Annotated in this window: 17 protein-coding genes; 8 read left to right on the forward strand and 9 right to left on the reverse strand. The window is 69.3% G+C overall.

From position 1 onward, the window contains the following. Nucleotides 1–38 precede the first annotated feature (38 nt). The 4 genes from glyS to ASD79_RS13835 all read right to left on the reverse strand — a co-directional run bounded on the left by glyS (nucleotide 39) and on the right by ASD79_RS13835 (nucleotide 4,118). Complete coding sequence (gene glyS / locus ASD79_RS13820) at nucleotides 39–2,123, reverse strand: glycine--tRNA ligase subunit beta (protein ID WP_056722558.1); 2,085 nt, start codon at nucleotides 2,121–2,123, stop codon at nucleotides 39–41. 191 nt (nucleotides 2,124–2,314) lie between these two features. Next, nucleotides 2,315–3,229, reverse strand: coding sequence for a glycine--tRNA ligase subunit alpha (locus ASD79_RS13825; RefSeq protein ID WP_056722560.1), 915 nt, complete (start codon nucleotides 3,227–3,229; stop codon nucleotides 2,315–2,317). Between the two features lie 88 nt (nucleotides 3,230–3,317). Continuing rightward, entirely contained in the window at nucleotides 3,318–3,683 is a 366-nt protein-coding gene (locus ASD79_RS13830) for a hypothetical protein (RefSeq protein ID WP_056722562.1), read from the reverse strand. Between the two features lie 84 nt (nucleotides 3,684–3,767). Continuing rightward, nucleotides 3,768–4,118 carry a DMT family protein gene (locus ASD79_RS13835; protein WP_056722564.1) on the reverse strand — a complete coding sequence of 117 codons (351 nt, stop codon included), beginning with the start codon at nucleotides 4,116–4,118 and terminating at the stop codon, nucleotides 3,768–3,770. A 323-nt stretch (nucleotides 4,119–4,441) separates the two neighbouring features. On the opposite strand from ASD79_RS13835, the gene ASD79_RS13840 reads away from it, so the two are divergent. From ASD79_RS13840 to ASD79_RS13850, 3 genes are all read left to right on the forward strand, one after another. After that, on the forward strand, nucleotides 4,442–4,780 hold the full coding sequence (locus tag ASD79_RS13840) for a P-II family nitrogen regulator (protein ID WP_007665036.1): 339 nt from the start codon (nucleotides 4,442–4,444) through the stop codon (nucleotides 4,778–4,780). Between the two features lie 27 nt (nucleotides 4,781–4,807). Further along, on the forward strand, nucleotides 4,808–6,352 hold the full coding sequence (locus ASD79_RS13845) for an ammonium transporter (protein ID WP_056722566.1): 1,545 nt from the start codon (nucleotides 4,808–4,810) through the stop codon (nucleotides 6,350–6,352). A 310-nt stretch (nucleotides 6,353–6,662) separates the two neighbouring features. After that, nucleotides 6,663–7,025: a VOC family protein gene (locus ASD79_RS13850; protein WP_056722568.1), complete on the forward strand. Its 363-nt coding sequence runs from the start codon at nucleotides 6,663–6,665 to the stop codon at nucleotides 7,023–7,025. Nucleotides 7,026–7,132: 107 nt separating this feature from the next. Here ASD79_RS13850 and ASD79_RS13855 read toward each other — a convergent pair whose 3' ends face one another. The 3 genes from ASD79_RS13855 to ASD79_RS13865 all read right to left on the reverse strand — a co-directional run bounded on the left by ASD79_RS13855 (nucleotide 7,133) and on the right by ASD79_RS13865 (nucleotide 11,759). Next, nucleotides 7,133–8,017 carry a 4-(cytidine 5'-diphospho)-2-C-methyl-D-erythritol kinase gene (locus ASD79_RS13855; protein ID WP_056722570.1) on the reverse strand — a complete coding sequence of 295 codons (885 nt, stop codon included), beginning with the start codon at nucleotides 8,015–8,017 and terminating at the stop codon, nucleotides 7,133–7,135. A 259-nt stretch (nucleotides 8,018–8,276) separates the two neighbouring features. Continuing rightward, nucleotides 8,277–10,007 (reverse strand): tetratricopeptide repeat protein, encoded by a 1,731-nt coding sequence (locus ASD79_RS13860; protein WP_056722573.1) that lies wholly within the window; start codon nucleotides 10,005–10,007, stop codon nucleotides 8,277–8,279. Between the two features lie 78 nt (nucleotides 10,008–10,085). Continuing rightward, on the reverse strand, nucleotides 10,086–11,759 hold the full coding sequence (locus ASD79_RS13865; protein WP_056722575.1) for an electron transfer flavoprotein-ubiquinone oxidoreductase: 1,674 nt from the start codon (nucleotides 11,757–11,759) through the stop codon (nucleotides 10,086–10,088). A 174-nt stretch (nucleotides 11,760–11,933) separates the two neighbouring features. Here ASD79_RS13865 and ASD79_RS13870 point away from each other — a divergent pair, with 174 nt between their 5' ends. The 3 genes from ASD79_RS13870 to ASD79_RS13880 all read left to right on the forward strand — a co-directional run bounded on the left by ASD79_RS13870 (nucleotide 11,934) and on the right by ASD79_RS13880 (nucleotide 14,760). Next, nucleotides 11,934–12,755, forward strand: a complete 822-nt coding sequence (locus ASD79_RS13870; RefSeq protein ID WP_056722577.1) for a uracil-DNA glycosylase — start codon at nucleotides 11,934–11,936, stop codon at nucleotides 12,753–12,755. Between the two features lie 65 nt (nucleotides 12,756–12,820). Next, complete coding sequence (locus ASD79_RS13875; RefSeq protein WP_056722579.1) at nucleotides 12,821–14,371, forward strand: lytic transglycosylase domain-containing protein; 1,551 nt, start codon at nucleotides 12,821–12,823, stop codon at nucleotides 14,369–14,371. 41 nt (nucleotides 14,372–14,412) lie between these two features. Continuing rightward, nucleotides 14,413–14,760 carry a hypothetical protein gene (locus tag ASD79_RS13880; RefSeq protein ID WP_056722581.1) on the forward strand — a complete coding sequence of 116 codons (348 nt, stop codon included), beginning with the start codon at nucleotides 14,413–14,415 and terminating at the stop codon, nucleotides 14,758–14,760. Nucleotides 14,761–14,763: 3 nt separating this feature from the next. On the opposite strand, the gene ASD79_RS13885 is transcribed toward ASD79_RS13880, so the two are convergent. Both ASD79_RS13885 and ASD79_RS13890 read right to left on the reverse strand, forming a co-directional pair. Further along, nucleotides 14,764–15,249 (reverse strand): glycosyltransferase, encoded by a 486-nt coding sequence (locus ASD79_RS13885; protein WP_056722582.1) that lies wholly within the window; start codon nucleotides 15,247–15,249, stop codon nucleotides 14,764–14,766. A gap of 169 nt (nucleotides 15,250–15,418) precedes the next feature. Then, on the reverse strand, nucleotides 15,419–16,510 hold the full coding sequence (locus tag ASD79_RS13890) for a PA0069 family radical SAM protein (RefSeq protein WP_056722584.1): 1,092 nt from the start codon (nucleotides 16,508–16,510) through the stop codon (nucleotides 15,419–15,421). A gap of 199 nt (nucleotides 16,511–16,709) precedes the next feature. Here ASD79_RS13890 and ASD79_RS24680 point away from each other — a divergent pair, with 199 nt between their 5' ends. After that, nucleotides 16,710–16,865 carry a hypothetical protein gene (locus tag ASD79_RS24680; RefSeq protein ID WP_200952303.1) on the forward strand — a complete coding sequence of 52 codons (156 nt, stop codon included), beginning with the start codon at nucleotides 16,710–16,712 and terminating at the stop codon, nucleotides 16,863–16,865. A gap of 317 nt (nucleotides 16,866–17,182) precedes the next feature. Then, a complete protein-coding gene (locus ASD79_RS13895) occupies nucleotides 17,183–18,985 on the forward strand; it encodes a winged helix-turn-helix domain-containing protein (RefSeq protein WP_056722585.1) in 1,803 nt (600 codons plus the stop codon). Nucleotides 18,986–19,173: the final 188 nt, after the last annotated feature.

Consider the following 19,173-nt stretch of genomic DNA (forward strand, 5'->3'; position numbering starts at 1 on the left):
CAAGGCCCGGAATGACGGCGCTGGGGCTGGATGGCGCCCTACCCGCCGATCAGCGAGAAGTCGGCCACCCGGCCCATGGCGTCGCGGACGGCGGCCAGGGTCTTCAGGCGGTTGTCGCGTTCGGCGGCGACCTCCGAATTGACGAACACGCCGTCGAGGAAGGCGTCGACCGGGCCGCGCAGGCTGGCCAGCTCCCGCATGGCGGCGGTGAAGTCTTCGGCCGCCAGGGCGGCGGCCAGGGCCGGCTCGACCAGCCGCAGGGCGTCGTGCAGTTGCACTTCCGGCGCCGAGGCGTCGTCCAGCAGGCGGCGTTCGCCCTCGCCCTTCCAGCCCTTCTTCTCCTCGGCCTTGAGGATGTTGCCGGCGCGCTTGTAGCCGGCCAGCAGGTTCTTGCCGTCGTCGGTGGTCAGGAACCCGTCCAGCGCCTCGACCCGGGCGACGATGCGGACCAGGTCGTCGTCGCCCAGGGCGAACACGGCGTCAACGAGGTCGTGGCGCTTGCCCTGGTCCTTGAGGGTGACCTTCAGGCGGTCGGCGAAGAAGGCCACAACTTCTGGCGCAACTTGATCGCTCATCTTGCCGGACTGCCCAGCGGGGTTTTCAGCATTGATATGGTTGGCCTTGCGAGCCGCCGCGTTCAGCGGGAGACGATGTTCTCCCTCCAACAGTATGCGGATCACCCCCAACGCCGCCCGCCGCAGCGCGTAGGGATCCTTCGAACCCGTCGGCTTCTCGTCGATCGCGAAGAACCCGACCAGCGTGTCCAGCTTGTCGGCCAGCGCCACCGCCACGCTCAGCGGCGCGGTCGGGACGGCGTCGGCCGGGCCCTGGGGCTTGTAGTGGTCGCGGATGGCGTCGGCGATCTCGGCGTCCAGCCCGGCGGCGCGGGCGTAGTAGCCGCCCATCAGGCCCTGCAGTTCGGGGAACTCGCCGACCATCAGCGAGGCCAGGTCCGCCTTGGCCAGGCGCGCGGCCTGCTCGGCCTTGTCCGGGTCGGCGCCGACCAGCGGGGCGATCTCGCGGGCCAGGGCGGCGATCCGCTCCACCCGCTCGGCCATGGTGCCCAGCTTGGCGTGGAAGGTCACGCCGTTGAGCTTCTCCAGCCAGCTGTCGAAATTGCCGGCCTTGTTGTCCTCGTCCCAGAAGAACCGGGCGTCGCTCAGGCGGGCCGACAGCACCTTGGCGTTGCCCTCGGCGATCACCTTGCCGCCGTCGGCGGCCTGCACGTTGGCGATGGTGATGAAGTGCGGGGCCAGGCCTTCACGGGCCGGGTCGCGGACCGCGAAATACTTCTGGTGGGTGCGCATCGAGGTGCGGATCACCTCGCCGGGCAGGTCCAGGAACGCCGGGTCCATGTCGCCCAGCACCGGGGTCGGCCATTCGGCCAGGCCGGCGACCTCTTCCAACAGGCCCTGGTCTTCGACCAGTTCCAGGTTGCGCGCGAAGCACAGGGTCTTGCAGCCCTCGAGGATGCGCGCCTTGCGCTCCTCGACATCGAGCACCACGAAGTGGTCGATCAGGCCCTTGCTGTATTCGTCGAAGTCGCGGGCCTTGAACGGCTGGCCGCCCCAGCCGCGGCCGACGCGCATGAAGCGGTGGCCCTCGGTGACGTCGCCGCTCTCGATGCCCTCGATGGCGAACGGCACGACCTCGCGGTCCAGCACGCAGAGGATGCGCTTCAGCGGCCGCACCCAGCGCAGCTTGCTCGTGCCCCAGGTCATCGACTTGGGCCACGGGAAGGCCCGGACGATGGCCTCGACCATCTCGGCGACGATCTCGGCGGTCGGGCGGCCCTTCTTGTCGATGAAGGCCATCCAGACGCCGTCGCGCTCGACCAGCTGGTCCTGGGTCAGGCCGGCCTTGCGCAGGAAGCCTTCCAGGGCTTGCGGCGGGGCGCCGACGCGCGGGCCCTTCAGCTCTTCCTTGCGGTCGGCCTGAGCGATCGGCAGGCCCTCGACCACCAGGGTCAGGCGGCGCGGGCCGGCGAAGGTCTTCAGCGCCTCGGGCAGGAAGCCGGCGGCGGCCAGGTGCTCGCGCGCCATCCGCTCCAGGTCGCGCGCGGCGCCGGCCTGCATGCGGGCGGGGATCTCTTCGGAGAACAGTTCGAGAAGGAGTTGGGGCATTGGACGGCTCTAGACCCCTTGACGGGCAAAAATAGAAAGGGGCGCGCTCCCTTCCCCCTGGAGGGGGGAAGGGTTGGGGATGGGGGTGGGAACGGTTCCGGATGGGGCGATGGAGTCACAGCTTGCGGCTGGCGGCGCCACCCCCATCCCTGCCCTTCCCCCCTCCAGGGGGAAGGAATAGAAGGTCGTCATCACGCCGCCTCTTCCTGCTGCTCGACCCAGGCGCTGGCGCACAGCTTACAGAGGTCGCGGATGCGGCCGATGTAGCTGGCGCGCTCGGCGACAGCGATCGCGCTGCGGGCGTTCATCAGGTTGAAAAGGTGGCTGGCCTTGAGGACCATGTCATAGGCGGGCAGCACCAGGGACTTGCCCTGATAGTCGCGGGCCAGCATCAGAGGGACCTGCTGCTCCATGTCCTCGAACTGGCGCTTGAGCACGGCCACGTCGTAGCCGTGGAAATTGGCTTCCGAGTGCTGGCGCTCGTTCTCCAGGAACACGTCGCCATAGGTCAGATGGCCCAGCGGCGCGTCTGGGTCGTTGAACGGCAGGTCATAGACGTTGTCGACGCCGAACACGTACATGGCCAGGCGCTCCAGGCCGTAGGTCAACTCGCCGGCCACCGGCGAGACGTCCAGGCCGCCCACCTGCTGGAAGTAGGTGTATTGCGACACCTCCATGCCGTCGCACCAGACCTCCCAGCCCAGGCCCCAAGCGCCCACGGTCGGGTTTTCCCAGTCGTCCTCGACGAAGCGGATGTCGTGGGTGCGCAGGTCCAGGCCGATGGCTTCCAGCGACCCCAGATACAGGTCCTGCATGTTCGGCGGGTTGGGCTTCAGGATCACCTGGTACTGGTAATAGTGCTGCAGGCGGTTGGGGTTCTCGCCATAGCGGCCATCGCCCGGGCGGCGCGAGGGCTGGACATAGGCCGCGTTCCACGGCTTGGGGCCCAGGGCGCGCAGCACCGTGGCCGGGTGCAGCGTCCCCGCCCCCACCTCGATATCGTGCGGCTGCAGGATGACGCAGCCCTGAGCGCTCCAATAGTCATGGAGCGTCAGGATCAGGCTTTGAAACGACTTGGGCTTTTCAGCCTGGGGTTTGGAAGACATCAGGGTCCGAACAGGGCCAGAAAAAAGTCGGCGGACCATAGGGCCCGCCGACCTGTGCTTCAAGCCGAGTTGGAAAGGCCCGCGAGGCCTAGTTGCCTCGGGGGGCCGAGCGCCTGCCAGCGTTCGAGATCGGCTGGCCGTAGAGCTTGCGGTTCTCCGGCGTGTCGGCGATCGGCGGGTTGGAGGTGACGTTTGGGTCGCCCGCCTTGAGCCCAGACTGCTGTTCGGGTGGCAGGGACGACACCCGGCCGGCGGTGTCGGTCGCCGTGCCCGTGGGGGCCGACATGGTCGCGGCGCTGGGGTCGGTCACCGGCGGCGGGGGGGTGGCCGGCATCATCTGCTCGGCCGGGGCGGCGGTCATGGGGTCGGGATTCACCGGCGCCGTCGTTTGAGCCATGGCCACGCCGGACATCAGCGCCAGCGCGGCGGTGGCGGTAGCAAGACGCACAAACATGGGACTGATCCTCGTTAAGGAATCCAGTCAACACAGCGTCCCAGCTCGGCCTTTCGTTGCGGTCATCACAGGCTCGTGATGCGATTACTTGAACAACATCACGATGGCCACGCCCACGAAGATGAAGCCGAACCCCAGTAACGTGGTCCATCGCAGCGCCTCGCCGAGATAGAAGATCGAGAACAGCGAGAAGACCACCAGGGTGATCGCCTCCTGGCCGGTCTTCAGCTGGGCGGTGGTATAGACGTCGTGGCCGATGCGATTGGCCGTCACGGCCAGCACATATTCCGGCAAGGCGATCATCCAGCCGGTGAAGATCGCCAGCAGCAGGGTCATCGAACGGTTCTTCAGGTGACCGTACCAGGCGAAGGTCATGAAGACGTTCGAGACGACCAGCAGCGCCCAAGGCGCGACCTTGATCCAGAGGGAAGGCATGTCTGACGACGGCTCCGGTCGCGAGGCTTGGGCGGCCGATTGTATGCGGATGGCGACAGCTCCCGCCAGACGCCGCTTCGAGCCACAAAACGCCGCTTTTTCGATCATTAACGACCCTCATCGCCTAGTTTTTAGGCGCCATGTCCCTTTCGTTTCCAATTCCCTACCGCGCGGCGGTCATGTCGCAAGCACGACCGATAGCGTGATCAGCGCCGGGGAAACGATGGGGCTCCTAGGGAGTCGTGTCGCGGTGCGAGTGAGCAACGCGCTCTAAAACCAATTCTAAGGGGAACCCGCGAAGTCGGCGGGTCGGAGCAAGGCGGATGAAACTGATCATAGCGATCGTCAAACCCTTCAAGCTCGACGAGGTCCGCGAGGCGCTCGTCGCCGCGGGCGTCGAAGGCCTGACGGTGTCCGAGGTCAAGGGTTACGGCCGTCAGAAGGGCCAGACCGAAATCTATCGTGGCGCGGAGTACCAAGTGAACTTCGTGCCCAAGGTGAAGCTGGAAGCCGTCGTCGACGATGCGTCGGCGGCCAAGGCGGTCGAGGCGGTCAAGGCCGCGGCGGCGACGGGAAAGATCGGCGACGGCAAGATCTTCGTCCTCAATGTCGAGGAAGCCGTTCGCATCCGGACCGGCGAGACCGGCCCGGCCGCTCTGTAAATCATCGGGGAAAAGGGGATACCAACGATGAAAATCGCAAAGACGCTTTTTGGCAAACCGCTGGCCGGGCTGATGCTCGCCGCGACCATCGCGGGGGCGCCGCTCGGCGCTGTCGCCTTCGCCCAGGAGGCCGCGCCCGCGCCGGCCGCCGCCGCGCCCGCCGAGGCCGCGCCGGCTCCGGCCACGCCGGCCGCCACCCCTGCCCCCGCCGAAGCCGCGCCCGCGGCCATCGTCGACAAGATGGACAAGGGCGACAACGCCTGGATGCTCACCTCGACCGTCCTGGTCCTGCTGATGATCATCCCCGGCCTGGCCCTGTTCTACGGCGGCCTGGTCCGCTCCAAGAACATGCTGTCGGTGATGATGCAGGTCTCGACCGTCGCCATCATCGGCTTCGTCGCCTGGGTGCTGTGGGGCTACAGCTTCGCCTTCACCGACGGCGGCAGCTGGGACAGCTTCGTGGGCGGCCTGAGCCGCCTGTTCCTCAAGGACGTGACCCCGGCCAGCAACGTCGCGACGTTCTCGACCGGCGTCGTCATCCCCGAGCTGACCTTCATCTCGTTCCAGGCGACCTTCGCCGCGATCACCGCCGCCCTCGTGGTCGGCTCGCTGGTCGAGCGCATGAAGTTCGCCGCCATCGTCGCCTTCGCCGTCCTGTGGCCCCTGCTCTCCTACTACCCGATGGCCCACATGGTCTGGTGGTGGCCGGGTCCTGACGCCATCGCGACCAATCCGACCGCCCCGATCAAGGCCGGCCTGATCTGGAGCTTCGGCGCCCTCGACTTCGCCGGCGGCACCGTGGTCCACATCAACGCCGGTATCGCCGCCCTGGTCGGCGCCCTGATCCTCGGCAAGCGCCAAGGCTACGGCAAGGAGCCGATGCCCCCGCACTCCCTGACCCTGACCCTGGTCGGCGCCGGCCTGCTGTGGGTGGGCTGGTTCGGCTTCAACGCCGGCTCCAACCTGGAATCCAACGGCTACGCCTCGCTGGCGATGATCAACACCTTCGTCGCCACCGCCGCCGCCGGCCTGTCCTGGATCGTCGTCGAGTGGGTCACCAAGAAGAAGCCGTCGGCCCTGGGCCTGGCTTCGGGCGTGGTGGCCGGCCTGGTCGCCGTCACCCCGGCCGCCGGTTTCGCCGGCCCGATGGGCGCGGTGATCCTGGGCCTGGTCGTCTCGCCGATCTGCATCTTCTTCTGCTCGATCGTGAAGAACGCGCTGAAGTACGATGACAGCCTGGACGCCTTCGGCATCCATGGCATCGGCGGCATCGTCGGCGCCATCGGCACCGGCTTCCTGGTCAACCCCGCCTGGGGCGGCGCCGGCGTCGTCGACTACACCACCTGCGCCAAGGACGGCGACATCTCGAGCTGCGACACCGCGGTCTACAGCCTGGCCACCCAGGTGATGGCCCAGGTCAAGGCCGTCGGCGTGACCATCCTGTGGTCGGCCATCGCCTCGGCCATCGTGTTCTTCGTGATCAAGCTGATCATCGGCCTGAAGGCTTCGCCGGAAGCCGAGGAAGAAGGCCTGGACATCTCCGAGCACGGCGAACGCGCCTACCACAGCTAAGGCTGGGGTTCAGGTTCGGTCCAAAAGAAGGGCCCGGAAGCTTCGGCTTCCGGGCCTTTTCCTTGGGCGGAGCGCTTGACCCGCGCGGCAGGACAACCGATCCTGGACGCGTCGAAAAAGACAGGATCGGTTTTTGGTAAGTCCGGTCCCTTCCCGCTTCGGGAAGTCTGCTCCTTGGCCCTTTCAGGGCCACGAGAACCCACGGCGAGCAAACCGGCGCATCCCGCGCCGGCGGCTCGGCGGGGTGTGTCTGGTGAGCAAGATCGCGACCCATCGTCCGTCGGGCCTTCATGATCGAAGGACGACATCCATGCGCCTCAACCACATCGACCTGGCGGTTCGCGACATCGCGCAGACCCGCGCCTTCTTCGAAGCCCATCTGGACTTCGTCCATGCCCAGACCCTGGGCCAGAACGGCCTGGCGATCCTCAAGGACGAAACCGGCCTGGTCCTGGTGCTCAGCCGCTGGCCCAAGGACCCACGGGCGGCCTATCCGGGCGCCTTCCACATCGGCTTCCTGCTGGAGTCCGAGGCGGCGGTGTGGGCGCGGTACGACCGCCTGCTCCTGGCCGGCGTGAACCTGCCCGCGCCGCCAGCACACCAGCGCGGCGGCTTTCAGTTCTATTTCGAGGCGCCCGGGCCGATCCTTGTCGAGATCGGCCACCGGCCCTAAAGCATTTTCGAGCGAAGTGGACACCGGTTCGCGTGAAGAAAATGTGCAAAAACAAAAACCTAGAGCGCCCGGCCTGATGCAGTCAGGTCGGGAAACGCTCTAGGAACCTAGGCCCAAGGCCCGCCCAGGCGGCAACGCTTCACCCACCAGCTTGGCCGCATCTGCTCGATCCGCTCGGCCAGGCCCTCGGCCTCGATATCGCCGGCGCACAGGGCAAAGCACGTGGCGCCGGAGCCGGACATCCGGGCCAGCAGCGTCTCGGGCTCGTCGGCCAGCAGATCCAGCACCTCGCCGATGCGCGGCTGCAGGGCCACGGCCGGGGCCTGCAGGTCGTTGCGGGTGAAGCCGGCCAGCCAGGCGCAGACCTCCTCGACGCTCGTAAGGCCGTCCAACAGCGGCGGCATGGCCTCGCCGCCGGGCGCGACCGCCGCGTCGTAGGCGCGATAGACCGCGCCGGTCGGCGACGGGACCAGGGGGTTGACCAGCACCGCGTGCAGGTCCGGCAGCAGCGGCGCCAGCGACAGGCGCTCCCCCCTGCCCTGGGCCAGCACCGGCGCGCCCCACAGGCAGGCCGCGCCGTCGGCGCCCAGGCTGGCGGCCACGGCCTCCAGCTCGACGTCGGGTAGGTCGGGAGCCAGGGCTTCGCGCAGCAGGCGCAGGGCCGCCCCGGCGTCGCTGGAGCCGCCGCCCAGACCGGCGGCGATCGGCAGGGCCTTGTCGAGGATCAGCCGGAATGGCGGGATCGGGCCGCCCAGCCGGGCGCGCAGGGCCGAGGCGGCCCGCACCACCAGATTGCCGTCGTCGACCGGGATCTGGCCGCCGAACCGGCCGGTGGCCTCGAAGCTCAGCGCGTCGGCCGGCCGCAGGCTGACCGTGTCGCCGACATCGGCGAACAGCATCAGGCTGGAGATCGGATGATAGTCCGCCGCGTCGGGTCCGCCGACATGCAGGAACAGATTGACCTTGGCCGGGGCGAAGGCGTCGAGGCGCATGGCGGGCCCTTGTCTTTCATTCGTCGCACGGCGCGGTCGGTCGAGATGGTCGGGTTAGCTCGGCTTGGGTCACTGGCACAAGACGGCGAATGACGCATATGACCACTTACCACTGTCATCCCGGGCATAGCGAAGCGCAGACCCGGGACCGGCGCGTGAACGCATGCGCTTGTGGCGGTCCCGGATCTTCGCGCTATGCGCTCGTCCGGGATGACAGGATTTGGTGATCGCCCGGCCGAGGTCGGAATGACCGCCGATGCTACCCCGCCGTCGCCACCTTGGCCCGCGGCCCGTCCAGGCCGTTCTTCAGCTTGGCCTCGGCGTCGGCCTTTTGCTTGGCGTCCGGCTCCAGGCTGAGCACGCGCTGCCACTGGTAGCGGGCCTCGACCTGGCGCCCGATCCGCCAATAGGCGTCGCCCAGGTGGCCGTTGACGTCGGGGTCGCCCGGCTCGAGCTCGACGGCCTGCTCCAGCTTGGCCACGGCGGTCTTGTAGTCGCCCTGGCGGTAGTAGCCCCAGCCCAGGGAGTCGAGCATTGCCCCAGACAGCGGCCGGGCGTCGACCGCCTTCTGGACCATGGCGATCGCCTCGGGCAGGCGCTGGCCGCGGTCGATCCAGGAGTAGCCCAGATAGTTCAGCAGGTCCGGCTCGTCGGGGCTGAGCTTGAGGGCCTGCAGCAGGTCGCGCTCGGCCTCGCCCCAACGCTCGGCGCGCTCCAGGGCGATGCCGCGCATGTACAGCAGGCGCCAGTCGGGCTTGGCGGCGTCGGCGGCGATCAGCGGATCCAGCACGGCCGCCGACTCGGCCCAGTGCTCGTTGGCTCGCAGGATGTCGGCATAGGCGATCTGAGCGTCGCGATCCTTGGGCGCGGCGGCCGCCGACTGCTGGGCCATGGCCACGGCCTTGGCCTTGTCGCCGGCGGTCTGGAAGCTCCAGGCCAGTTTGGATTGGGCGGCGGTGTAGCGCGTGGAGCTGGCGGGGACCTTGCCGTAGGCCTCGCGGGCCCCGGCCGCGTCGTCGTCCTGGGCCAGCAGGTCGCCGACCAGCAGCCAGGCGTCGTCGCGCTTGGGGTCCAGCCGCAGGGCCAGGCGCAGATAGGCCAGGCCGAACTGGCTCTGGCGCTCACTGGCGAAACTGGCCCCGCAAGCCACCAGCACATGGGCCGCCCCCTGGCGCAGGGTCGGCATGGCCGGCGCCGCGCCGCGAGCGGCCGCCCGGTCGCGCGCCCGCACCAGCGCCTGGTCGTCGGGCTCGCGGGCCAGGGTCGCGTCGTACAGCGCCACGGCCTCGCCGTGGCGCTTGCGCCGCTCCAGGAACTCGCCGTAGTCGCCCACGAACAGGCCTCGGGCGTTGTCCAGCGCCATCAGCGCCTTGTAGTCGGTCTCGGCCTCGTCATAGCGCTTGGCCCGCTCATAGAGGCGCGCCTGGCCCAGTTGGCCGAAATACTGCACGAACCGGTCGCCTTGAAGCTCGGGACGGACCACGGCGTCGGCGTCGTCGCCGGCCGCGGCGGCCAGCCAGGGCCCCAGCAGCACCGCGGCGGGACGATGGGGGAAACCGATGGCCTCGGCCTTGAGCAAGGCCTGGGCTTCCTTGCCCTTGTTGTCGGCCAGCAGGTCGACCACCCGGGTCAGAGCCCCCAGGCGGCGCACGGCCTCGCCGGCCTCGGGCCCGTGCGGGGCGATGGCGGCGGCGCGCTGCACGTCGCCGCCCAGCAGGGCCGCCGTGAAGGCGCGATCGCCCAGCACGCCCGGATCCTCGTCCAGCTCGCGCGCCTCGTTGAAATAACCGGCGGCCTGGACGTTGGAGCCGTTCTGCAGAGCCGCCTGGCCGGCCAGGAACTGGCCATAGGCCGAGCGCGACCCGCCCCAGCCAGGATCATTGGCGACCTCGCCGCGCAGCGACGGGCCGTCGGGGCCCGGCGCGGTGGCGGCGCAGGCGGTCAGGGCCGAGGCCGAAAGAAGGGCGATAAGCAGCTTGATACGCGTCATGCCCGCACCCTCATCGCTTTCCCGGCGCATCGCAAGACCAACGAGCGCGGTTCGAGCGATCGAACCGCGCCCTGCACGTCACATGTTCGGGTAGTTGGGCCCGCCGCCGCCCTCGGGCGTGGTCCAGACGATGTTCTGCGACGGATCCTTGATGTCGCAGGTTTTGCAATGGACGCAGTTCTGGGCGTTGATCTGGAAGCGCGGGTCGGTCCCCTGCTCGTTGTAGAGCACCTCGTAGACGCCCGCCGGACAGTAGAGCCGGGCCGGTTCGCCGTACTTGGGCAGGTTGACCGCGATCGGGATCGACGGGTCCTTCAGCGTCAGGTGGGCCGGCTGGTCTTCCTCGTGGTTGGTGGCCGAGATGAACACCGACGACAGCTTGTCGAAGCTGATCACGCCGTCCGGCTTGGGATAGACCAGCGGCTTGTAGTCCTTGGCCAGCCCCGTCGAGGCGGCGTCGGTCTTGTGGTGCTTCATCGTGCCGAAGAACGAGAAGCCGCCGGTCAGGTGGGTCACCCACATGTCGAACATGCCCAGCGCCCCGCCCAGGGCGGTGCCGAACTTGCCCAGCAGCGGCTTGGCGTTGCGGACGACCTTCAGCTCCTTGGCCACCCACGAAGCCTCGTAGGCGGTCTGGTAATCGACCAGTTCGTCGCTGGCCCGGCCGGCCCCGATGGCCTTGAAGGCCTCCTCGGCGGCCAGCATGCCGGTCTTCATGGCGTTATGGCTGCCCTTGATGCGCGGCACGTTGACGAAGCCGGCCGAGCAGCCGATCAGCACGCCGCCCGGGAAGGTCAGCTTCGGCACCGACTGGTAGCCGCCCTCGGTGATGGCCCGCGCGCCGTAGGCGATGCGCTTGCCGCCTTCCAGGTGCGGCTTGACCGCCGGGTGGTGCTTGAAGCGCTGGAACTCGTCGAACGGCGACAGCCAGGGGTTCTTGTAGTTGAGATGCACCACGTAGCCGATGGACACGTAGTTGTCCCCGAAGTGGTACATGAAGCTGCCGCCGCCGGTCTGGTTGTCCAGCGGCCAGCCAGTGGTGTGTTCGACCAGGCCGGGCTGGTGCTTTTCTGGCGGCACCTGCCACAGTTCCTTGATGCCGATGCCGAACTTCTGCGGCGACTTGCCGGCCGACAGGTCGAACTTGGCGATCAACTGCTTGGCCAGCGAGCCGCGCACGCCCTCGGCGATGAACACGTACTTGCCGTGCAGTTCCATGCCCGGCTGGTAGTCGGGCTTGTGGTGGCCGTCCTTGGCGACGCCGACCACGCCGACGACCACGCCCTTCAGCGAACCGTCGTCGTTCCAGACCATGTCCGAGGCGGCGAAGCCCGGATAGATCTCGACGCCCAGCTCCTCGGCCTGGGTCGCCAGCCAGCGCGAGACATTGCCCAGCGAGGCGATGTAGCAGCCGTGATTGTGCATGAACGGCGGCATGGCGAACATCGGCAGAGCCAGGTCGCCCTGCGGGCCCAGCAACCGGAAGCGGTCCGTGGTGACCGGCGTCTCCAGCGGCGCGCCGCGTTCCTTCCAGTCGGGGAACAGCTCGGCCAGGCCCTTGGGGTCGATCACCGCGCCGGACAGGATGTGGGCCCCGACCTCTGAGCCCTTTTCCAGCACCGCCACCGAGACCTCGGATCCGGCCTGGGCGGCCAGTTGCTTGAGCCGAATGGCGGCCGAAAGGCCCGCCGGTCCGCCGCCGACGATGACGACGTCGTATTCCATCGACTCGCGTTCGAGCTCTTCGCTCATGGCATCTCCCGCCCCGGGCGCACGCGGCCCGTGTTCTTGCTGCTTGAGTCGAAGCTTATCGTGACGTGACGCCGGGGTGGTCAAGAATAAACGCGTGTTTTTTGCTGCATTGCAGCGATGAAATCGCGGCCGTGCGGCGTGGCGGCATACGGAAGATCGTATAAAGAGGAGCGTATGGACCTCGCCGTCGATCCGCGCGCCGTGGAAAGCCTGCTCGCCTTCTGGGCCGATGCGGGCGTCGAGGCCTCGTACGCCGACGCGCCGATCGACCGCCTGGCCGAGGGCGCGGCCCTGCTGCGGGCCCGTAGCCAACCGCCGCCGCCCGTGGCCGTCGCACCGGTCACGACGCCGGCTTTCGGTCGCGGACCCGACCTGGGCGCCGTGGTCGCACAGGCCAAGGCGCTGGCCGCCGCCTGCGCCGACCTGCCCGCCCTGGCCGCCGCCATCGCCGCCTTCGACGGCTGCCCGCTGAAGACCCAGGGCGCCCGCCAGGCCGTGGTGTCGCGCGGTCCCGCCGATGCGTCCCTGATGATCATCGGCGAGGCGCCCGGCGCCGACGAGGACGCGCGGGGGGAACCGTTCGTCGGCAAGGCCGGCCAGCTTCTGGACCGCATGCTGAAGGCCGCCGGCCTGCTGGACCGCGCCTTCGTCACCAACACGGTGTTCTGGCGTCCGCCCGGCAACCGCACCCCGACCCCGCAGGAACAGGCCGCCTGCGCCCCGTTCCTGGAACGGGCCATCGAACTGGTGCGGCCGAAGATCCTGCTGCTGGTCGGCGGCGCCTCGGCCAAGAGCCTGCTGCGCCGCGAGGAAGGCATTTTGTCGCTGCGCGGACGCTGGTTCGAATGGACCTCCAGCGACGGCGCGAGCGAACTCCCGGCCTTGCCCACCTTGCATCCGGCCTTCCTGCTGCGCCAACCGGCGGCCAAGAAGAAGGCCTGGACCGACATGCTTATGCTCAGCGAGAGGCTTGATCGGCCGGAGCGTCCCCACTAGAGATTCGGGCGACCAGTTGAACGGGACGCGTCGGGGACCCTTCGGGGGCGGGGCGCGGAAACGCATTGCAGCACATCGCTCGCCCTCTGGCCGTGTTCTCGGCCTTCGTGTTTTGCCTCCTGGCCGCCTTCAGCGTCCATGCGTCGGCGCTCGAACCGCTGTCGGACAGCGACGCCCGCTACTACCGCGCCGCCTTCGCGGCCTCCGATCGCGGTGACTTCGACGCCGCCGAGGCCGCCCTGGCCAACGCTCGCGACAAGAGCCTGATCGGCCGCCTGGAATTCTCCAAGGTCATGCACCCGCGCGCCTACGCGGCCGACTATGAAGCGCTGAACGGTTGGCTGGCGCGCTACAGCGACCAGGCGGGCGCCGACCGGGTCTACGCCCTGGCCGTCAAGCGCAAGCCGGCCAGGGTCGCGGCCCCGAAAATCCCGGCTCTGTTCGTGACCAGCGCCAAGGGCCCCGCCCCGGCCGACAAGGCCCGCGCCGCCCGCGAGGCCTACTATTCCGGCGACGTGAGAAAGGCCCTGGGCCTGGCCCAGACGGCCGGCGAGCCGTGGATCGCCGGCCTGGCCGCCTTCCGCCTGCAGTCCTACGCCCAGGCCCGAAGCTATTTCGAGCGCGTCGCCGACGACGACCAGCAGGACGAATGGCTGCGCTCGGCGGCCTCGTTCTGGGCCGCCCGTTCGGCGGCGGCCGGCGGCCAGACCGCCGATGTCGAGGACCTGCTCAGCGCCGCCGCCCGCGCGCCCCAGACCTTCTACGGCATGATCGCCGCCCGCCAGTTGGCCCTGTCCGGCGCCGCCCTGGCCCAGGACGACCCGATCGCCGCCCTGCTGACCAAGGTCGCCTATGAGGGGCCGGACGTCGCGTCGCTGAGCCGCCTGCTGGCCGCCGACCCGCGCGCCCGCCGCGCCGCCGCCCTGGCCCAGGTTGGCCGCTGGGCCGACGCCGGCCAGGAACTGCGCGCCGGCCTGTCCCTGGCCAGCGACGACGCCAAGGCTCGCGGCGACTGGACCGCCCTGGCCCTGGCCCTCAACGAGAAGGCCCCGCTGAACGCCGGCCGGCCGGCCAAGCGCGTGGGCGGCGAGGACTATCCCCTGCCCCTGCTGGAGCCCAAGGGCGGTTTCACCATCCACAAGGCCATGGTCTACGCCCTGGTGCGCCAGGAAAGCCGCTTCGACCCCTACGCCGTGTCGGGCTCCGGCGCGGTGGGCCTGATGCAGCTGATGCCGGTCGCCGCGGCCCGCGCGGCCGGCGACGACAAGCTGCTGGTCGACAACAGCCCGCTGCTCGATCCGGGCTTCAACCTGCGGGTCGGCCAGGACTATTTCACCTGGCTGATGGACCGGGGCCTGCAGAGCCCCGACGTGCTGCGCGCCGTGGCGGCCTATAACGGCGGCCCGGGCACCCTGCTGAAGCTGCAGGAACAAATGGGCGCCGACTGCGACAGCCTGCTGCTGATCGAGAGCCTGCCGGCCCAGGAAACCCGCAACTATGTCGAGAAGGTCATGGCCTCGTACTGGACCTACCGCAAGCTGCTCGGAGCCGAGACCCAGACCCTGGACGCTGTGGCCAGCGGCGCGCGGGTGATCGATTTCCGGCTGGACCAGTAGGCCCTGTGACAGCCTCTACCGCTCGCTCCCTGAAGGAATCCGTGCGGTTTTGGTGGCTCCTCAACGGCGAGCGTGCTGGGCTGGTTATCGTCGTCCTCGTGCTGGCCGCCATCTTGGTGCTGTTCCGCCCCGTGGGCCATTCGATCCCGCTCACCGGTGTCGTCACCGCCATCAATGTTCAGGGCGGAAAGATGCAGCCTGCGTTCAACGCCTGGGTCGATCTCGGCGGAAGCCAGACCGTCGTTGGGCTACCAGCCCAACACGGATGCGTTGTGGGCTCGCGCATCGCGCTGCGGAAGGCCCGCTTCTCGTTCGCCCAGCATTACTTCGGCGAGCATTATGCCATTTCGGGCCATGGATGCGACGTCCGGCCGGCGACCGGGCAATAAGGATCAGACCCGAAGCCGCACGGCCCTAGGCTTCAGCCGTCCCAGCGACGCCTTCAGCGGATCGCCGCCGGGCCTGAAGCCGCCCGCCGCCTCGATGGCCTCCAGCTTGACCAGGACCGCCAGGAGACGCCCCGGCAGGCCCAGCGGTCCCGGCGCGGCGATCCACGCCGGCTTGCCGCCCCCGCCCGCCAGGTGCGCCTCGACCGGGACGCGCCACGCTTCCGGCAAGGACAGGTCCTCGCCCAACGCCAGGATCCAGCTTCCCCGGGCCGTCGCAACGCCGGCCGCCAGCCGCGTCCCGGCGTCGCCCAGGACCTGGACGACCCGCGCGCCGCTGTCCTCGGCGATGGCCAGGGTGGCGTCGGTCGAGCCGGCGTCGGCGAACACCACCTCCTTGACCAGGCCGTCGACGGCGGCGGGCACCAGGAGGGTCAGGACCTGGACCAGGCGGGCGGCGCTGTCGCGGGTGGGCAGGATGACGGAGATCATGGCCCTGCTTCAGGGGATTGCGAGGCGGAGGTCAAGACCTGAGACCACCTCTCCGCTGTCATCCCGGGCGTAGCGCAGCGAAGACCCGGGACCGACGCCTGAGCGCAGGCGCTTCCGGCGGTCCCGGATCTTCGCGCTACGCGCTCGTCCGGGATGACAGATGGGACGCTCAAAATAGCGACAACTGATCCCCCGCCTTGGCCGGAACCTTGAACTGGCTCAGGTCCAGCGGTTCCAGCTTGCGATCCAGCCCGAACCGCTTGCGGGCCAGGTGGAAGCGCTGGCTCATCACCTCGGCCACCGGGCCTTCTCCTGTCATCCGCTTGCCCCACTCGGAGCTGTAGGCGGCCCCGCCGCGCATCTGGCGGATCAGCGACATCACCCGCTTGGCGCGGTCGGGGTGTTCGGCCGCCAGCCATTCCTCGAACAGGTCCTTGATCTCCAGCGGCAGGCGCAGGGCAACATAGCCGGCCGTGGTGGCCCCGGCGGCGGCGGCGGCCTCGAGCACGCCTTCCATCTCATGGTCGTTCAGCGACGGGATCGAGGGCGCGAACATCACCGTGGTCGGCACGCCGGCGGCGACCAGCTGGCGCACGGCGTCCAGCCGGCGCTTGGGCGTCGCCGCCCGGGGCTCCATGCTGCGCGACAGCCGGTGGTCCAGACTGGTGATCGACACCGCCGCCCGCGCCAGCCCCGCCTGGCCCAGCGGCCCCAGCAGGTCGAGGTCGCGGGTGATCAGGGCCGACTTGGTGATGATCGTGAACGGGTGGCGAAACCGGCCCAGCGTCTCGATCACCGCCCGCGTCACCCGCAGCTGGCGCTCGTCGGGCTGGTAGGGATCGGTGTCGCCGCCGACGTGGATGACCTTGGGCACGTATTTCGGCTTGGAGAGTTCGCGCTCCAGCAGCTTGCCGGCCTCGGGCTTGAAATAGATCCTGGTCTCGAAATCCAGGCCCGGCGAATGACCCAGATAGGCGTGGGCCGGGCGGGCGTAGCAGTAGATGCAGCCGTGGCTGCAGCCGCGATAGGGGTTGATCGAGCTCTCGAACCCGACGTCGGGGCTGTCGTTGCGGGCGATGATGCTGCGCGACTTCATCGGCTGCAGCGTGGTGGCGATCTGGGCCGGCTCCTCCTCCTCGCCCCAGCCGTCGTCGAAGGCTTCGCTGACCTGGGATTCGAAGCGGCCGGTGCGGTTGGACTTGGCCCCGCGCCCACGGGCGGCGAGCGGAGGGTGACCGGGAAGGTTGGCGGGAGCGACCATGGATCGATCATGAACCGACAACGAGAACATTTCAAGAACACAAGACGTCGCGCCACGGAGGCGACCGCGTGTTTTGCAGGCGCCGCCCAGCGGTTCGCCCTATCCGCGCAACGCGCCGGCTGACAGCGAACCCAGGCCGTGCAAACCTCGCGGCGAGGCTTGGCGACCGTCGCCGGGCCCCTCGCAGCCTGAGGCTCCCATGACCACCAAGCCCCCCGAAGATGGCCCCGACGCCGAGGTCGAAGCCCCGCACGTCGCCAAGGTCGGCGTCATCGACACCGGCCACAACGTCACCAGCGCCTTCGACGAGCCGATCAACGGCCTGATCGCCGACCTGGCCGACGGCGACGCCTGACGCCTTTCCGAACCATCGCGTTTCGCCCCCCGGGCGCGAAACGCGATGGTTCCCGGCGCTCGCGCCCCAAACGCACGGGCGTCCACGAGGATTTCGCGGCCCGCTGTCCATCATTCAGGCGAAGGCGCCGTCCAGGCGCCAAGCCATCGTGGTCGGCGTTGCGGGCCCCCTTGCCCGGTGCTAGCACCACCAGGATCGGAGCTTGGCGCCCCCGGCGTCGACGGCTCCGGGAGAGGGGCGTTCAGCTGGAAATGACATCTCCAGGCACAGGTCTCGCCTTCGGAGCGTTCCGTCTCTTCCCCGACCGGCGCGCCCTGATGGAAGGCGACGAGCCGGTCCAGATCGGCGGTCGCGCCATCGACCTGCTGATCGCCCTGGTCGAGAACGCCGGCGCGACTCTGTCGCACGCCGAACTGATGGCCAGGGCCTGGCCCAATGTCACCGTCGAGCCGATCTCGCTGCGCGTCCACATCTCGGCGATCCGGCGCGCCCTGCGGGACGGCGAGAACGGCGCGCGCTACATCGTCAACATTTCCGGCCGCGGCTATCAGTTCGTGGCGCCGGTCGAGCGCCTGGAAGCCGCCTCTCCCCGCGTCGAGGGCGTGCGCCTGTCCCAGCGCATGAGCCGCATCGTCGGACGGGAAGACTTCATCGACGGCGTCGTCGCGCAGCTGGCGGAGCGGCCCCTGGTCTCCATCGTCGGCGGCGGCGGCATCGGCAAGACCGCCGTGGCCGTGGCGGCGGCCGAGCGGCTGAGCGCGGCCGGCGGACGGGTGGCGTTCATAGACCTGGCCATGGTCAGCAGCGCCGCCCTGGTCCCGGTCGCCATCGCCAGCGTGATCGGCGCGAGCCACAGCCCCGGCTTCGACGTCGAGGCGCTGTCGGCCTTCGTCGCCGACCAGAACCTCCTGCTGGTGCTCGACAGCTGCGAGCATCTGATCGAGGACCTGGCCCCGCTGGTGGAGACCTTGCGCTGGACCGCGCCCGGCTTGCGGATCCTGGCGACCAGCCGCGAGCCCCTTCGCATCGACGGCGAGTGGCTGATGCACGCGCCGCCGCTGGACGTGCCCGACGAGTCCGCCGCCGGCGAGGCCCTCCTGGGCGTCGCCTCTGTGCAACTGTTTCTCGACCGCGCGGTCGGCGGCGACGAAGGCCTCGAGCTCAGCGAACAGAACCTGGCGATCATCGGCAAACTGTGTCGCAAGCTGGAGGGCATTCCGCTGGCCATCGAGCTGGTCGCGACCCGCATCGACCTGTTCGGCCTGGAAGGCCTGCTGGCCAATCTCGACGACCGCTTCCTGCTGGTCGCCCGCGGCCGCCGGACCGCCCTGCCCCGGCACCAGACCATGCGCGCCACGCTCGACTGGAGCCACGACCTGCTGCCCCCCACCGAGCGGAAGGTCTTCCGCCGCCTGTCGGTGTTCCGCGGCGTGTTCACGATAGACCAGGCGCTGAAGGTGGCGGCGGACGACGAACTGTCCGAGCTCGACATCCTGGAGGGCCTGCCCAGCCTGGCCCAGCGCTCGATGATCGCGCGCGGCCAGGCGGCCGGCCAGGACGGCTACCGCTTCTTCAGCATCAACCGGTTCTACGCCGCCGAGAAGCTGCGGGAAGCCGGCGAGGCGCAGGGCATCCGCCGCCGGCACGCCGCCAACCTGCTGGCCATGCTCGAACAGGCCCAGGCCGCCTGGTCCACCCTGCCCCGCTCGACCTGGGCCATCAGGCTGGAACCACGGATCGATGACCTGCGCTCGGCGCTGGACTGGTGCTTCGACGGCGGCGACCCGATCCTCGGCGCGCGCCTGACCGCCGCCTGGGTGCCCGTCGGCCTCCACCTGGCCCTGATCGACGAGTTCAGCCGCTGGACCGCCCAGGCCATGGCCAGCATCGACGCGCTGGCCGCCGTCGACCCCAAGCTCGAGTTCCAGATCCGACTGCTGTCCAACCTCGTCCATGGCCGGTCACCCGCCCGGACCGACAGCCTGGCCATGCGCCGCGCCGCCGCCAGCTTCCTGACCGAGCCGCCCGACCTGATCACCGAAGACCTGGACACCGGGGAGGTTCGCGAGGCCCGCGAGACGACGGCCGCCCTGAGTCCGCGCGCCCTCCAGGCGCCCTGAGGACCCGGGATCGGCCAAGGAACCGCCTTAACATTTCAGAACGGGCCTGACGGGCGCCGGGCGAACCGGGCGCGCGGGCCGGACCCCGTTGGGCCTTAACTCAGTTTCACATCCTTTCATTCGACGCGCGCCGCCTGAGGAAAGACCCTGGCCCGGTTGGGTCGTCCTTCCGACGGCGCACGCGAGGG

Source organism: Caulobacter sp. Root655, from assembly GCF_001427665.1.
Lineage (GTDB): Bacteria > Pseudomonadota > Alphaproteobacteria > Caulobacterales > Caulobacteraceae > Caulobacter.

What these genes read in the sequence shown, in the direction of transcription:
- glyS (WP_056722558.1), bottom strand. Translation starts at nt 2,123, where the DNA reads ATGCCCCAACTCCTTCTCGAACTGTTCTCCGAAGAGATCCCCGCCCGC.
- ASD79_RS13825 (WP_056722560.1), bottom strand. Translation starts at nt 3,229, where the DNA reads ATGTCTTCCAAACCCCAGGCTGAAAAGCCCAAGTCGTTTCAAAGCCTG.
- ASD79_RS13830 (WP_056722562.1), bottom strand. Translation starts at nt 3,683, where the DNA reads ATGTTTGTGCGTCTTGCTACCGCCACCGCCGCGCTGGCGCTGATGTCC.
- ASD79_RS13835 (WP_056722564.1), bottom strand. Translation starts at nt 4,118, where the DNA reads ATGCCTTCCCTCTGGATCAAGGTCGCGCCTTGGGCGCTGCTGGTCGTC.
- ASD79_RS13840 (WP_007665036.1), top strand. Translation starts at nt 4,442, where the DNA reads ATGAAACTGATCATAGCGATCGTCAAACCCTTCAAGCTCGACGAGGTC.
- ASD79_RS13845 (WP_056722566.1), top strand. Translation starts at nt 4,808, where the DNA reads ATGAAAATCGCAAAGACGCTTTTTGGCAAACCGCTGGCCGGGCTGATG.
- ASD79_RS13850 (WP_056722568.1), top strand. Translation starts at nt 6,663, where the DNA reads ATGCGCCTCAACCACATCGACCTGGCGGTTCGCGACATCGCGCAGACC.
- ASD79_RS13855 (WP_056722570.1), bottom strand. Translation starts at nt 8,017, where the DNA reads ATGCGCCTCGACGCCTTCGCCCCGGCCAAGGTCAATCTGTTCCTGCAT.
- ASD79_RS13860 (WP_056722573.1), bottom strand. Translation starts at nt 10,007, where the DNA reads ATGACGCGTATCAAGCTGCTTATCGCCCTTCTTTCGGCCTCGGCCCTG.
- ASD79_RS13865 (WP_056722575.1), bottom strand. Translation starts at nt 11,759, where the DNA reads ATGAGCGAAGAGCTCGAACGCGAGTCGATGGAATACGACGTCGTCATC.
- ASD79_RS13870 (WP_056722577.1), top strand. Translation starts at nt 11,934, where the DNA reads ATGGACCTCGCCGTCGATCCGCGCGCCGTGGAAAGCCTGCTCGCCTTC.
- ASD79_RS13885 (WP_056722582.1), bottom strand. Translation starts at nt 15,249, where the DNA reads ATGATCTCCGTCATCCTGCCCACCCGCGACAGCGCCGCCCGCCTGGTC.
- ASD79_RS13890 (WP_056722584.1), bottom strand. Translation starts at nt 16,510, where the DNA reads ATGGTCGCTCCCGCCAACCTTCCCGGTCACCCTCCGCTCGCCGCCCGT.
- ASD79_RS24680 (WP_200952303.1), top strand. Translation starts at nt 16,710, where the DNA reads ATGACCACCAAGCCCCCCGAAGATGGCCCCGACGCCGAGGTCGAAGCC.
- ASD79_RS13895 (WP_056722585.1), top strand. Translation starts at nt 17,183, where the DNA reads ATGGAAGGCGACGAGCCGGTCCAGATCGGCGGTCGCGCCATCGACCTG.